This is a genomic window from Pseudomonas sp. P1_F1_2, from assembly GCF_056405815.1.
Map to the genome: position 1 here is coordinate 51,731 of NZ_JBFUBK010000005.1, position 14,307 is coordinate 66,037.

General features: G+C 58.6%; 10 protein-coding genes. 9 read left to right on the plus strand and 1 reads right to left on the minus strand.

Annotated elements, in window-relative coordinates; translation table 11 throughout:
* Positions 1-45: 45 nt before the first annotated feature.
* Positions 46-1,380, minus strand: coding sequence for a TRZ/ATZ family hydrolase (locus AC1D2P_RS02545; protein WP_109785240.1), 1,335 nt, complete (start codon positions 1,378-1,380; stop codon positions 46-48).
* A gap of 108 nt (positions 1,381-1,488) precedes the next feature.
* Here AC1D2P_RS02545 and mtnA point away from each other — a divergent pair, with 108 nt between their 5' ends.
* The 9 genes from mtnA (at position 1,489) to AC1D2P_RS02590 (ending at position 14,247) form a co-directional block, all read left to right on the plus strand.
* Entirely contained in the window at positions 1,489-2,565 is a 1,077-nt protein-coding gene (gene mtnA / locus AC1D2P_RS02550) for an S-methyl-5-thioribose-1-phosphate isomerase (RefSeq protein WP_046031748.1), read from the plus strand.
* Between the two features lie 413 nt (positions 2,566-2,978).
* Entirely contained in the window at positions 2,979-5,642 is a 2,664-nt protein-coding gene (gene gyrA, locus AC1D2P_RS02555) for a DNA gyrase subunit A (protein ID WP_046031749.1), read from the plus strand.
* A gap of 65 nt (positions 5,643-5,707) precedes the next feature.
* A complete protein-coding gene (gene serC, locus AC1D2P_RS02560) occupies positions 5,708-6,793 on the plus strand; it encodes a 3-phosphoserine/phosphohydroxythreonine transaminase (protein ID WP_477757784.1) in 1,086 nt (361 codons plus the stop codon).
* On the plus strand, positions 6,793-7,887 hold the full coding sequence (gene pheA / locus AC1D2P_RS02565) for a prephenate dehydratase (RefSeq protein ID WP_007899727.1): 1,095 nt from the start codon (positions 6,793-6,795) through the stop codon (positions 7,885-7,887). The genes serC and pheA overlap by 1 nt, the downstream gene beginning before the upstream one ends.
* A gap of 10 nt (positions 7,888-7,897) precedes the next feature.
* On the plus strand, positions 7,898-9,010 hold the full coding sequence (hisC, locus tag AC1D2P_RS02570) for a histidinol-phosphate transaminase (protein WP_109785241.1): 1,113 nt from the start codon (positions 7,898-7,900) through the stop codon (positions 9,008-9,010).
* Positions 9,011-9,038: 28 nt separating this feature from the next.
* The gene (locus tag AC1D2P_RS02575) at positions 9,039-11,246 is read left to right on the plus strand and encodes a bifunctional prephenate dehydrogenase/3-phosphoshikimate 1-carboxyvinyltransferase (RefSeq protein ID WP_477757839.1); all 2,208 of its coding nucleotides are present in this window, start codon (positions 9,039-9,041) and stop codon (positions 11,244-11,246) included.
* Positions 11,243-11,932 (plus strand): (d)CMP kinase, encoded by a 690-nt coding sequence (cmk, locus tag AC1D2P_RS02580; protein WP_027924112.1) that lies wholly within the window; start codon positions 11,243-11,245, stop codon positions 11,930-11,932. The genes AC1D2P_RS02575 and cmk overlap by 4 nt, the downstream gene beginning before the upstream one ends.
* Before the next feature lie 120 nt (positions 11,933-12,052).
* Positions 12,053-13,744, plus strand: a complete 1,692-nt coding sequence (gene rpsA / locus AC1D2P_RS02585; RefSeq protein ID WP_046031753.1) for a 30S ribosomal protein S1 — start codon at positions 12,053-12,055, stop codon at positions 13,742-13,744.
* A 224-nt stretch (positions 13,745-13,968) separates the two neighbouring features.
* Positions 13,969-14,247 carry a hypothetical protein gene (locus AC1D2P_RS02590; protein WP_109785243.1) on the plus strand — a complete coding sequence of 93 codons (279 nt, stop codon included), beginning with the start codon at positions 13,969-13,971 and terminating at the stop codon, positions 14,245-14,247.
* Positions 14,248-14,307: the final 60 nt, after the last annotated feature.

Below are 14,307 nucleotides of genomic sequence, written 5' to 3' on the forward strand. Positions count from 1 at the left end.
TAAAACTTGAAAAATCCTGTTGCCCCGGTTTTCGGTCCGGGGATCTTACGATTCGGTACGGCCACTGATGCGCTGGCCCCAGGCTTTGGCGGTGGCACAAAGCTGTTCTTCATCCAGGCGGGTCAGGCGTCGGTCATCGAGCAGTTGCTTGCCAGCGACCCACAGGTGTTTCACGCAATCGCGGCCGGTGGCGTAGATCAGTTGCGAAACCGGGTCGTAGACCGGTTGTTGCGCCAGGCCTGACAGGTCGAAGGCAACGATATCTGCCGCTTTGCCGACTTCCAGTGAACCGGTTTCAGACTCGATGCCCAGCGCGCGAGCGCCATTGAGCGTGGCCATGCGCAAGGCACGATGAGCATCCAGCGCAGTGGCGGAGCCGGCAACGGCCTTGGCCAGCAAGGCAGCGGTGCGGGTTTCGCCCAGCAGGTCGAGATCGTTGTTGCTGGCGGCGCCATCGGTGCCCACGGCCACATTGACGCCCGCCTGCCACAACCGCTCGACCGGGCAAAAACCACTGGCCAGCTTGAGGTTGGACTCCGGGCAATGAATCACACTGGTGTTGCTTTCTACCAGCATCACCAGGTCTTCATCGCTGATCTGGGTCATGTGAACGGCCTGGAAGCGTGGCCCGAGCAAACCCAGGCGCCCGAGTCGGGCCAAAGGACGTTCACCACGCTGCTCGAGGGACTGCTGCACTTCGAAAGCCGTCTCATGGACATGCATGTGGATCGAGGCGTCCAGCTCTTCGGCAATCACCCGGATTTTTTCCAGGTTTTCATCGCCCACGGTGTAGGGGGCATGGGGGCCAAAAGTGACTTTGATGCGTTCGTGATGCTTGAGATCGCCAAACAACTCCACGCCCTGACGAATGGCTTCGTCCGCCGTGCTGGCGCCCGGGATCGGGAAATCGAGGATCGGAATGGCGATTTGGGCGCGAATACCGCTGTTGTGCACGCGCTCGCTGGCAACCTTCGGGAAGAAATACATGTCAGAGAAGCAGGTGATGCCACCTTTGATCTGTTCGGCGATGGCCAGGTCCGTGCCGTCACGTACAAACGCTTCATCGACCCATTTGGCTTCTGCCGGCCAGATGTGGTTCTCCAGCCAGGTCATCAGCGGCAGATCATCGGCCAGGCCACGAAACAGCGTCATGGCGGCGTGGCCGTGGGCATTGATCAGGCCGGGGCTGAGTAGCACGTCTGGCAACTCGCGTACTTCAGTTGCGTTAAGCTTCAGCGCAGCCGAGCGTGGGCCGATAAACACGATGCGTCCGTCACGGATGCCCAGGCCATGCTCTTTGAGGACAACGCCAGCGGGTTCGACGGGTACCAGCCAGGTCGGCAGCAATAACAGGTCGAGCGCAGCGGCTGTGTTCGGCATCGAAGATCGGTTCCAGTGCTTTTGTAAAGGATGGCGAAGTATACCCGAGCGTCTTCGCGGGGGGATCGCTATAATCGGCGGCTTTTGTGCTTGAGTGCGGGGTGTGGGATGCGCGATCGACTGTTGGCTGCGGAGAAAGTGAAGGCCATCGATTGGCGTGATGGCGCCCTGTACCTGCTGGATCAGCGTATTTTGCCCTTCGAAGAGACCTGGATTGCCTACACCAGCGCAGCCGGTGTGGCCGAGGCCATTCGTTCGATGGTGGTGCGCGGTGCGCCGGCGATCGGTATCAGTGCGGCCTATGCCATGGTGCTTTCCGCCCGCGCCCGAATTGCCGAGGGCGGTGACTGGCAGGCCTCGTGGGAAGAGGATTACGCGTTGCTGGCCGATTCCCGTCCAACGGCGGTGAATCTGTTCTGGGCCTTGAGTCGCATGCGTGACCGCCTGGATCGCCTCAAGGAAGATGCTGATCCGCTGGCGGCACTGGAGGCGGAGGCTATCGCCATTCACGAAAGTGATCGCGAAGCTAACCTGACCATGGCCCAACTGGGTGTGGACCTGATCCGCAAACATCAGGGCAATGCCCAGGCAATCCTGACCCATTGCAATACCGGCGCACTGGCCACCGGCGGCTTCGGCACTGCTCTGGGTGTCATTCGCGGCGCTTTTATTGAAGGCATGGTCGAGCGCGTTTACGCCGATGAAACCCGTCCGTGGCTGCAAGGTTCGCGTCTGACGGCGTGGGAGCTGGCCAACGAGGGGATTCCGGTGACCCTGAATGCCGATTCAGCCGCTGCGCACATCATGAAAACCAAAGGCGTGACCTGGGTGATCGTCGGCGCCGACCGGATCACCGCCAATGGCGATGTCGCGAACAAGATCGGCACCTATCAGTTGGCGGTTAACGCCATGCACCACGGTGTGCGCTTCATGGTGGTGGCGCCGAGCTCGACCATCGACATGAACCTGGCCAGTGGCGATGAAATTCCTATCGAGGAACGTGACGGTCGCGAGTTGCTGGAAGTCGGTGGCAAGCGGGTCGGGGCGGACGTCGATGCGTTCAATCCGGTGTTCGACGTCACCCCGGCGGACCTGATTGATGCGATCGTTACTGAAAAAGGCATCGTCGAGCGTCCGGATACCGCGAAGATGGCGCAGTTGATGTGCCGCAAGCGCCTGCATTGACGCTTTGTGTTGTCGGATAAATTGCTGTCGCGAGCAAGCTTTGCTCTCACAGGTTTCACGTTCCGGTAGGAGCAAGGCTTGCCCGCGATGAACGATTACTCGGTCTGCCCCCGCATTTCGCCTGCAAATCCGGACTTGGGATAGCTCTGAGCCTCTCTCGTCTCCTTCAAGCCTGTCATCGGTCAACTAACTATGCTCCATGCGCATCTGGGGGATAGGTGCGTGGCGGCTCTTGTGATAACATCCGGCGTTTTCCGAGGCTGCCCCACGGGGTTGTCTTTACTGCGCAAATCCAGGGTTCAACTTGTTGATTTGTCGTAAGTCGGTGTATGGCACTCAGCCTGCAGCGGCGAGCTTCGTTCGTCCCATATGGATGTGACGAAGTTTCACCAGAAAAAGGAATCGAGCTTCTCATGGGCGAACTGGCCAAAGAAATCCTCCCGGTCAATATCGAAGACGAGCTGAAGCAGTCCTACCTCGACTACGCAATGAGCGTAATTGTCGGGCGGGCCTTGCCGGATGCGCGCGATGGCTTGAAGCCCGTGCACCGGCGTGTGCTGTTCGCGATGAGCGAGCTGGGCAACGACTTCAACAAGCCGTACAAGAAATCTGCCCGTGTTGTCGGCGACGTTATCGGTAAGTATCACCCGCACGGTGATACCGCGGTATACGACACGATCGTCCGGATGGCGCAGCCATTCTCGCTGCGCTACCTGCTGGTAGACGGTCAAGGCAACTTCGGTTCGGTGGACGGCGACAATGCCGCGGCCATGCGATACACCGAAGTGCGCATGACCAAGCTGGCGCACGAGCTGCTGGCTGACCTGCACAAGGAAACCGTGGACTGGGTGCCGAACTACGACGGCACCGAAATGATCCCGGCGGTCATGCCGACCCGTATTCCCAACCTGCTCGTCAACGGCTCCAGCGGTATCGCCGTGGGCATGGCGACCAACATTCCGCCGCACAACCTTGGTGAAGTCATCGACGGTTGCCTGGCACTCATCGACAACCCCGAGTTGACCATCGATGAGCTGATGCAATACATCCCTGGTCCGGACTTCCCGACGGCCGCGATCATCAACGGTCGCGCCGGCATCATCGAAGCCTATCGCACCGGCCGTGGCCGCATTTATATGCGCGCCCGCTCGACGATCGAAGACATCGACAAGGTCGGTGGCCGCCAGCAGATCGTCATCACCGAACTCCCTTACCAGCTCAACAAGGCGCGTCTGATCGAGAAGATCGCCGAGCTGGTGAAAGAGAAAAAACTTGAAGGCATCACCGAACTGCGCGACGAGTCCGACAAGGACGGTATGCGCGTCGTGATCGAGTTGCGCCGTGGCGAAGTGCCTGAGGTGATCCTCAACAACCTCTACGCCCAGACTCAGTTACAAGCCGTATTCGGTATCAACATTGTTGCGCTGATCGACGGCCGTCCGCGGATCCTGAACCTCAAGGACCTGCTGGAAGCCTTCGTTCGTCACCGTCGCGAAGTCGTTACCCGCCGTACCGTGTTCGAACTGCGTAAAGCCCGCGAACGTGGTCACATTCTGGAAGGTCAAGCGGTTGCCCTGTCGAACATCGACCCGGTCATCGCCCTGATCAAGGCCTCGCCAACGCCGTCGGAAGCCAAGGAAGCGCTGATCAGCACTGCCTGGGAATCCTCCGCCGTAGTGGCGATGGTCGAGCGAGCCGGTGCCGACTCTTGCCGTCCAGAGACCCTGGACCCGCAATACGGTCTGCGCGAAGGCAAGTACTTCCTGTCGCCAGAGCAGGCGCAAGCCATTCTGGAACTGCGTCTGCACCGCCTGACCGGTCTGGAACACGAAAAGCTGCTGGCCGAGTATCAAGAGATCCTCAACCAGATCGGCGAGCTGATCCGCATCCTCAGCAGCGCCACGCGCCTGATGGAAGTGATCCGCGAAGAGCTGGAAGTGATTCGCGCCGAATACGGCGATGTGCGCCGCACCGAGATTCTCGATGCCCGTCTCGACCTGACCCTGGGTGACATGATCCCGGAAGAAGAGCGCGTCGTGACCATTTCCCACGGTGGCTATGCCAAGACCCAGCCTTTGGCTGCGTACCAGGCTCAGCGTCGTGGCGGTAAAGGCAAGTCGGCGACTGGCGTCAAGGATGAGGACTACATCGCTCACCTGCTGGTCGCCAACAGCCACACCACGCTGCTGCTGTTCTCCAGCAAGGGCAAGGTGTACTGGCTGAAAACCTATGAAATTCCGGAAGCGTCCCGCGCTGCCCGTGGTCGTCCGCTGGTCAACCTGCTGCCGCTGGACAGTGATGAATACATCACCACCATGCTGCCGGTCGAGGAGTACACAGAAGGTCATTTCATCTTCATGGCCACTGCCAAAGGCACCGTGAAGAAGACCCCGCTGGAATCCTTCAGCCGTCAACGCAGCGTAGGTCTGATCGCGCTGGAGCTGGACGAAGGTGACGTGCTGATCTCTGCCGCGATTACCGATGGCGAGCGCGAAGTCATGCTGTTCTCCGACGGTGGCAAGGTCACTCGCTTCAAGGAAACCGACGTTCGCGCCATGGGCCGTACCGCTCGCGGTGTTCGCGGCATGCGCCTGCCGGAAGGTCAGAAGCTGATTTCCATGCTGATCCCGGAAGAAGGCAGCCAGATCCTCACCGCTTCGGCGCGTGGTTTCGGCAAGCGTACGGCGATCACCGAGTTCCCTGAGTACAAGCGTGGCGGCCAGGGCGTTATCGCCATGGTCAGCAACGACCGTAACGGTCGTCTGGTCGGTGCAGTCCAGGTGCTCGACGGCGAGGAAATCATGTTGATTTCCGACCAGGGTACTTTGGTTCGTACCCGTGTCGACGAAGTCTCCAGCCTGGGTCGAAACACCCAGGGCGTGACCCTCATCAAGCTGGCCAGCGATGAAACGCTGGTCGGTCTGGAGCGGGTTCAGGAGCCGTCGGAAGTCGAAGGTGAAGAACTGGAAGGTGAAGAGGGTGTTGAGCTGGAAGGAACCGTAATCGGTGCCGAACCGGACGATGCTGTCGACAACCTGCAGGCGGACGCCGCAGACGAAGAAGAGCCGCAAGACTAACCAAAATCGTAGCAGGGCAGAGTGTTTGCTCTGTCCGCTACCGTGATTGCATAGCGAGAGTGGATGTGAGCAAACGAGCCTATAACTTCTGCGCAGGTCCTGCTGCGCTTCCTGAAGCTGTCCTGTTGCGTGCCCAGTCCGAGTTGCTCGACTGGCATGGTAAAGGTCTGTCGGTCATGGAGATGAGCCATCGCAGCGATGAGTTCGTGTCCATTGCCACCAAGGCCGAGCAGGATCTGCGTGATCTGCTGAATATCCCCTCGAACTATAAAGTGCTGTTTCTGCAAGGTGGCGCCAGCCAGCAATTTGCTCAGATTCCTCTGAACCTGTTGCCGGAAAACGGCTCTGCCGACTATATCGACACCGGTATCTGGTCGCAGAAAGCTATCGAAGAGGCTTCGCGCTACGGCCACGTCAACGTTGCCGCTACCGCCAAGCCTTACGACTATTTCGCCATTCCTGGCCAGAACGAATGGAAGCTGTCGAAAGACGCGGCCTACGTTCACTACGCACCAAACGAAACCATCGGTGGCCTGGAATTCCAGTGGATCCCGGAAACCGGCGACGTTCCGCTGGTCGCCGACATGTCTTCGGACATTCTTTCGCGTCCGGTCGATGTTTCGCGTTTCGGCATGATCTACGCTGGCGCCCAGAAAAACATCGGTCCGAGCGGTATCGTGGTGAACATCGTTCGCGAGGACCTGTTGGGTCACGCCCGTTCCATTTGCCCGACCATGCTCAACTACAAGGTCGCCGCCGATAACGGCTCGATGTACAACACGCCTCCAACCCTGGCCTGGTACTTGTCTGGTCTGGTGTTCGAGTGGCTCAAGGAGCAAGGTGGCGTTGAAGCCATCGGCAAGCTCAACGAAGTGAAGCAGCGCACGCTGTACAACTTCATCGATGCCAGCGGCTTGTACAGCAACCCGATCAACACGCCTGACCGCTCGTGGATGAACGTGCCGTTCCGTTTGGCGGACGACCGTCTCGACAAGCCGTTCCTGGCCGGTGCCGACGAGCGTGGCTTGTTGAACCTCAAGGGCCACCGTTCCGTGGGTGGCATGCGCGCCTCCATCTATAACGCCGTCGATATCGTTGCGGTCAACGCATTGGTTTCGTACATGGCAGAGTTCGAGAAGGAACACGGCTGATGTCTGAGCAAGAACTCAAGGCACTGCGCCTGCGCATTGATGCCCTGGACGAAAAAGTCCTTGAGCTGATCAGTGAGCGCGCACGTTGCGCCCAGGAAGTTGCGCGAGTAAAGATGGCCTCGCTGGCCGAAGGCGAAGTGCCGGTGTTCTATCGTCCTGAGCGTGAAGCCCAGGTGCTCAAGCGCGTAATGGAGCGCAATCAGGGGCCGTTGGGCAACGAAGAGATGGCGCGGTTGTTCCGTGAAATCATGTCCTCGTGCCTGGCGCTCGAGCAGCCGCTGAAAGTGGCTTACCTCGGCCCTGAAGGCACGTTCACTCAAGCGGCGGCCATGAAGCACTTCGGCCACGCCGTGATCAGCAAGCCAATGGCGGCGATCGACGAAGTGTTCCGCGAAGTGGCGGCCGGTGCGGTGAATTTTGGCGTGGTGCCGGTGGAAAACTCCACGGAAGGTGCGGTCAACCACACCCTCGATAGTTTTCTGGAACACGACATGGTCATCTGTGGCGAAGTCGAGTTGCGGATTCACCACCACCTGTTGGTCGGTGAAAACACCAAGACTGACAGCATCAGCCGCATCTACTCCCATGCCCAGTCCCTGGCCCAGTGCCGCAAGTGGCTGGACGCGCACTACCCGAATGTCGAGCGCGTGGCGGTGTCCAGCAACGCCGAAGCGGCCAAGCGAGTAAAAGGTGAGTGGAACTCGGCGGCGATTGCCGGCGACATGGCTGCCGGCCTGTACGGGCTGACCCGCCTGGCCGAGAAAATCGAGGATCGCCCGGATAACTCCACGCGATTCCTGATGATCGGTAGCCAGGAAGTGCCGCCGACCGGCGACGACAAGACTTCGATCATCGTCTCCATGAGCAACAAGCCCGGTGCGCTTCACGAGTTGCTGGTGCCGTTCCACGACAACGGAATCGACCTGACGCGAATCGAAACGCGTCCATCGCGCAGCGGTAAATGGACCTACGTGTTCTTCATCGACTTCGTCGGCCACCACCGTGATCCATTGGTCAAAGGTGTGCTGGAAAAGATCAGTCAGGAAGCAGTGGCACTCAAAGTGCTGGGTTCCTACCCGAAAGCAGTTCTCTAAGGGGTAGCAAATGAGTGGTGACTTCCTCGCTCTGGCACAGCCGGGCGTGCAACAACTTTCGCCTTACGTTCCGGGCAAGCCTGTGGATGAGCTGGCACGCGAGCTGGACCTTGATCCGGCGAGCATCGTCAAGCTGGCCAGCAACGAAAACCCGTTGGGCGCTAGCCCCAAGGCGCTGGCCGCGATTCGTGATGCGCTGGCCGAGCTGACCCGCTATCCGGACGGCAACGGCTTTGCACTCAAGTCTCTGTTGGCCGAGCAGTGTCGCGTCGAACTGAGCCAGGTGACATTGGGCAATGGCTCCAATGACATTCTTGAGTTGGTCGCGCGTGCCTATCTGGCGCCGGGCCTCAATGCCGTGTTCAGCGAGCATGCGTTCGCGGTTTATCCGATCGCGACTCAGGCTGTCGGCGCGCAGGCCAAGGTGGTTCCGGCCAAGGATTGGGGGCATGACCTGCCTGCAATGCTGGCGGCCATCGATGCCAATACTCGTGTGGTGTTCATCGCCAACCCGAACAACCCGACCGGGACCTGGTTTGATACCGAGGCGCTGGACGAATTCCTGCAAGACGTGCCGGAGCACGTGCTGGTGGTGCTGGATGAGGCTTACATCGAGTACGCCGAAGGCAGTGATCTGCCGGATGGCCTGGATTTCCTCGCGGCTTACCCGAACCTGCTGGTTTCGCGCACGTTCTCCAAGGCCTATGGCCTGGCATCGCTGCGCGTTGGTTATGGCTTGTCCACTGCCGTCGTCGCTGATGTGCTGAACCGTGTCCGCCAGCCGTTCAACGTCAACAGCCTGGCCCTGGCCGCGGCGTGTGCTGCGTTGCAGGATGTCGAGTACCTGGCTGAAAGCCGTCGCCTGAACGAATCCGGTATGCAGCAACTGCAAGCGGGTTTTCGTGAACTGGGGTTGAGCTGGATTCCATCCAAGGGCAACTTCATCTGTGTCGATCTGGGTCAAGTGGCCGCGCCGGTGTTCCAGGGTTTGCTGCGTGAAGGTGTGATCGTGCGTCCTGTGGCCAATTACGGTATGCCGAACCATCTGCGCATCACCATCGGTTTGCCGGCTGAAAACAGTCGCTTCCTTGAGGCGCTGACCAAGGTTCTGGCTCGTGGTTGATGTCACTGCACTGCAATCTGCTGCACCTATGATCGGTCGCCTGGTGGTGGTCGGTCTGGGATTGATCGGTGGTTCGTTCGCCAAGGGTTTGCGTGAAAGTGGCCTGTGCCGCGAAGTGGTGGGGGTCGATCTCGACCCGCAGTCGCGCAAACTGGCGGTCGAGTTGGGCGTGGTGGATCGCTGCGAAGAAGACCTGGCTGTTGCGTGCCAGGGCGCTGACGTGATTCAGCTGGCCGTGCCGATCCTTGCCATGGAAAAAATGCTGGCGCGCCTGGCTGCAATGGATCTGGGTGCTGCGATTCTGACTGACGTCGGTAGTGCCAAAGGCAATGTGGTGCGTGCGGCAACTGAAGCTTTTGGCGGCATACCGTCGCGTTTCGTGCCGGGGCATCCGATTGCCGGTTCCGAGCAGAGCGGGGTGGAAGCCTCCAATGCCGAGCTGTTCCGTCGTCATAAAGTGATTCTGACGCCGCTGGATCAAACCGATCCGGCCGCGCTGGCAGTGGTCGACCGTTTGTGGCGCGAATTGGGCGCCGATGTCGAACACATGCAGGTCGAACGCCACGATGAAGTGTTGGCGGCGACCAGCCATTTGCCACACCTGTTGGCGTTCGGCTTGGTCGATTCGTTGGCCAAGCGCAATGAAAACCTTGAGATCTTCCGTTACGCTGCCGGCGGTTTCCGCGATTTCACAAGAATCGCGGGGAGCGACCCGGTCATGTGGCACGACATCTTCCTCGCCAACCGCGAAGCTGTCCTGCGCACACTCGATACATTTCGCAGCGACCTCGACGCCTTGCGCGACGCGGTCGATGCAGGGGATGGGCACCAATTGTTGGGCGTGTTCACGCGCGCCCGGGTTGCCCGCGAGCATTTCAGTAAAATCCTGGCCCGCCGGGCCTATGTGGACGCTATGAATTCCAACGATCTGATTTTCCTGGCTCAACCTGGTGGCCGCTTGTCCGGTCGGATTCGCGTACCAGGTGACAAATCGATTTCCCACCGTTCGATCATGCTCGGCTCCCTGGCTGAAGGCGTCACCGAAGTCGAAGGCTTCCTTGAGGGCGAAGACGCTCTGGCGACCCTGCAGGCCTTCCGTGACATGGGTGTTGTGATCGAAGGTCCGCACCATGGTCGCGTGACCATTCACGGCGTTGGCCTGCATGGCCTGAAACCTGCGCCAGGCCCGATCTATCTGGGTAACTCCGGTACGTCGATGCGCCTGCTGTCGGGCCTGCTGGCTGCGCAGAACTTCGACAGCACCCTGACGGGCGATGCTTCGCTGTCCAAGCGCCCAATGAATCGTGTGGCCAACCCGCTGCGTGAAATGGGGGCGGTGATCGAGACCGCTGCTGAAGGTCGCCCGCCGATGATCATCCGTGGCGGCAATAAGCTCAAAGGCCTGACCTACACCATGCCGATGGCTAGCGCTCAGGTGAAATCCTGCCTGTTGCTGGCCGGTTTGTATGCCGACGGCAAGACCACTGTTACCGAACCGGCACCGACTCGTGACCACACCGAGCGCATGCTGCGCGGCTTTGGCTACCCGGTCACCGTCAATGGCGCGACCGCATCGGTTGAATCCGGTCACAAACTCACTGCAACCCACATTGAAGTGCCGGGCGATATCTCTTCCTCCGCATTCTTCCTCGTGGCGGCGTCGATCGCTGAAGGTTCGGAGCTGGTACTTGAGCACGTTGGAATCAATCCGACGCGTACTGGCGTTATCGATATTCTGCGTCTGATGGGCGCCGATATCACGCTGGAAAACCAGCGTGAAGTCGGCGGCGAGCCCGTTGCAGATTTGCGCGTTCGTGCAGCTAAACTGAAAGGTATCGAGATTCCCGAAGCGCTGGTTCCACTGGCTATCGACGAATTCCCGGTGCTGTTCGTGGCTGCAGCCTGTGCCGAAGGGCGCACGGTGCTGCGAGGCGCTGAAGAGCTGCGGGTCAAAGAGTCGGACCGGATTCAGGTCATGGCTGATGGCTTGCTGGCGCTGGGCGTCAAATGCGAACCGACCCCGGATGGCATCATCATCGACGGCGGCCAGATCGGCGGCGGTGTGGTGCATGGTCATGGTGACCACCGGATCGCCATGGCATTCAGCGTTGCATCGCTGCGCGCGACTGCGCCGATCCGCATTCATGACTGCGCCAACGTTGCGACGTCGTTCCCGAACTTCCTCGCGTTGTGCGCACAGGTCGGTATCCGGGTTGCTGAAGAGGCTCAGTCGTGATCAACAAGTCGCCAGTCATTACCATCGATGGTCCGAGCGGTTCCGGTAAAGGCACCATCGCCGGGATATTGGCAAAGCGTCTGGGCTGGAATCTGCTGGATTCGGGCGCGTTGTACCGATTGCTGGCGTTCGCCGCGCACAATCATGGTGTTGATCTGACCAATGAAGAGTTGCTGAAAGCACTCGCCGCTCATCTGGACGTGCAATTTATCGCTGCGACCGACGGTCAGTTGCAGCGAATCATTCTGGAAGGCGATGAAGTCAGTGATGTGATTCGCACTGAAAGTGTCGGCGCCGGCGCATCCCAGGTTGCGGCGCTGCCCGCTGTGCGCGAGGCGCTGCTGCAGCGCCAGCGTGCATTCCAGGAAATGCCGGGCCTGGTCGCTGACGGCCGCGACATGGGCACGGTGGTTTTTCCGGACGCGCCCTTGAAGATTTTCCTCACCGCCAGTGCCGAGGAGCGTGCGCGCCGTCGATACTTGCAGTTGAAGGGCAAAGTCGATGGTGTTAGTCTGTCGAGTCTGCTAGATGAGATACGTGTTCGCGATGAGCGTGACACCCAGCGAGCGGTAGCCCCGCTCAAACCGGCGGCTGACGCCATACAGCTGGATTCCACGGAATTATCCATCGATCAGGTGCTGGAACGCATCATGAGCGAGATCGCCATTCGCGATATCGCCGGGTGACCAAGAAGGCCGCAGGGGACCAGTCATAGTCCTGCGGTGGCTTCTTTTAAATGAAACTAACCCATACCGTCTGGGGTGTGGAGATGGGCGTAGTCTTCGCCCTCATCAACAGGAATTAAAATGAGCGAAAGCTTTGCGGAACTCTTTGAAGAAAGCCTAAAAACCCTGAACCTTCAGGCAGGCTCCATCATCACCGGTGTTATCGTTGATATCGATTACCAAGCTCGCTGGGTAACCGTTCACGCTGGCCTGAAGTCTGAAGCACTCATCCCGCTTGAGCAGTTCTACAACGACGCTGGCGAACTGAACATCAACGTCGGTGACGAAGTTCACGTTGCTCTGGACTCGGTTGAAGACGGCTTTGGTGAAACCAAGCTGTCCCGTGAAAAAGCCAAGCGCGCTGAATGCTGGATTGTTCTGGAAGCAGCCTTCGCAGCCGAAGAAGTGGTCAAGGGCGTTATCAACGGTAAGGTTAAAGGCGGCTTCACTGTCGACGTTAACGGCATCCGTGCGTTCCTGCCAGGTTCTCTGGTTGACGTCCGTCCTGTGCGCGATACTACGCACCTGGAAGGCAAAGAGCTGGAATTCAAGGTCATCAAACTCGACCAGAAACGCAACAACGTTGTCGTTTCCCGTCGCAGCGTCCTCGAAGCCGAGAACTCCGCCGAGCGTGAAGCTCTGCTGGAATCCCTGCAGGAAGGTCAGCAAGTCAAAGGTATCGTCAAAAACCTCACCGATTACGGCGCATTCGTCGATCTGGGTGGCGTGGATGGCCTGCTGCACATTACCGACATGGCTTGGAAGCGTATCAAGCATCCTTCCGAAATCGTCAACGTTGGCGACGAGATCGATGTCAAGGTTCTGAAGTACGATCGCGAACGCAATCGTGTTTCCCTGGGCCTCAAGCAACTGGGCGAAGATCCATGGGTTGCTATCAAAGCCCGTTACCCAGAAAGCACTCGCGTTACCGCTCGTGTAACCAACCTGACCGACTACGGCTGCTTCGCTGAGCTGGAAGAAGGCGTTGAAGGTCTGGTACACGTTTCCGAAATGGACTGGACCAACAAGAACATCCACCCTTCGAAAGTCGTACAAGTCGGCGACGAAGTGGAAGTTATGGTTCTTGACATCGACGAAGAGCGTCGTCGTATCTCCCTGGGCATCAAGCAGTGCAAATCTAACCCATGGGAAGATTTCTCTGGCCAGTTCAACAAGGGCGATAAAATCTCCGGCACCATCAAGTCGATCACCGATTTCGGTATCTTCATTGGTCTGGACGGCGGCATCGACGGTCTGGTTCACCTGTCCGACATCTCCTGGAACGAAGTGGGCGAAGAAGCCGTTCGCCGCTTCAAGAAGGGCGACGAGCTGGACACCGTTATCCTGTCGGTTGACCCAGAGCGCGAGCGTATCTCCCTGGGTATCAAGCAACTGGAAAGCGATCCGTTCTCCGAGTACGTTCAAGAGAACGACAAAGGCGCAATCGTTAAAGGCATCGTGAAGGAAGTTGACGCTAAAGGCGCCATCATCACTCTGGCCGACGATATCGAAGCGACTCTGAAAGCCTCCGAAATCAGCCGTGACCGCGTTGAAGACGCGCGTAACGTTCTGAAAGAAGGCGAAGAAGTAGAAGCCAAGATCATCAGCGTTGACCGTAAGAGCCGTGTAATCCAGCTGTCGATCAAGTCGAAAGACGTTGAAGACGAGAAAGAAGCAATCCAGAGCTTGAAAGACAAGCCTGCTGCTGACGTCGCTGCTGGTCCTACCACTCTGGGCGACCTGTTGCGTGCACAAATGGAAAAACAGAACTAAGTTCTGTCAGACCATAGAAAAAGGGCGACTTCGGTCGCCCTTTTTTATGCCTGCGATTTGGTGAGATTGTCGATGTAGTTGGGTTGCGGCAACGTGATTGCTTGTGAAACCAGTATCTCCTATAAGCGGTCTCTTACTTTGGTCGGATCAAACCGTTTGTTTGCAGCTAACCTTTAGCCTGAAGTGAACGACAGCCGGGCAGAGCGTCCGGCATAAGGAAGTGAATGAACAAGCTCATTGTCGCAATAGCAGTACTGACATTGGCGGGTTGTACTACTAATGCCAAGACTCACGTCGTGCGCGGGGTTAGTGGTATCGAGATTGATTGTTCCGGGATGGGATCCGGATGGGAGAAGTGTCGCAAGCGAGCGGACAAGGAGTGCAAAAAACAGGGGTACAAGGTCCTGGCTCGATCCGATGACGTCAAGGATGAAGATGAATTCCCCTTTGGTTTCAACCCGGCGGGATACTTCACGCGGACCATGCTGGTAATTTGCCGGTGAGGCTGTGTGTCTTGAGGTGACTTGAAATTGAGCGGCTCAATTTTGATGGCGATATGTCAA

Excerpts from the sequence above, each read along its gene's own strand:
- AC1D2P_RS02545 (WP_109785240.1), bottom strand. The coding sequence starts at position 1,380 with ATGCCGAACACAGCCGCTGCGCTCGACCTGTTATTGCTGCCGACCTGG.
- mtnA (WP_046031748.1), top strand. The coding sequence starts at position 1,489 with ATGCGCGATCGACTGTTGGCTGCGGAGAAAGTGAAGGCCATCGATTGG.
- gyrA (WP_046031749.1), top strand. The coding sequence starts at position 2,979 with ATGGGCGAACTGGCCAAAGAAATCCTCCCGGTCAATATCGAAGACGAG.
- pheA (WP_007899727.1), top strand. The coding sequence starts at position 6,793 with ATGTCTGAGCAAGAACTCAAGGCACTGCGCCTGCGCATTGATGCCCTG.
- hisC (WP_109785241.1), top strand. The coding sequence starts at position 7,898 with ATGAGTGGTGACTTCCTCGCTCTGGCACAGCCGGGCGTGCAACAACTT.
- AC1D2P_RS02575 (WP_477757839.1), top strand. The coding sequence starts at position 9,039 with ATGATCGGTCGCCTGGTGGTGGTCGGTCTGGGATTGATCGGTGGTTCG.
- rpsA (WP_046031753.1), top strand. The coding sequence starts at position 12,053 with ATGAGCGAAAGCTTTGCGGAACTCTTTGAAGAAAGCCTAAAAACCCTG.
- AC1D2P_RS02590 (WP_109785243.1), top strand. The coding sequence starts at position 13,969 with ATGAACAAGCTCATTGTCGCAATAGCAGTACTGACATTGGCGGGTTGT.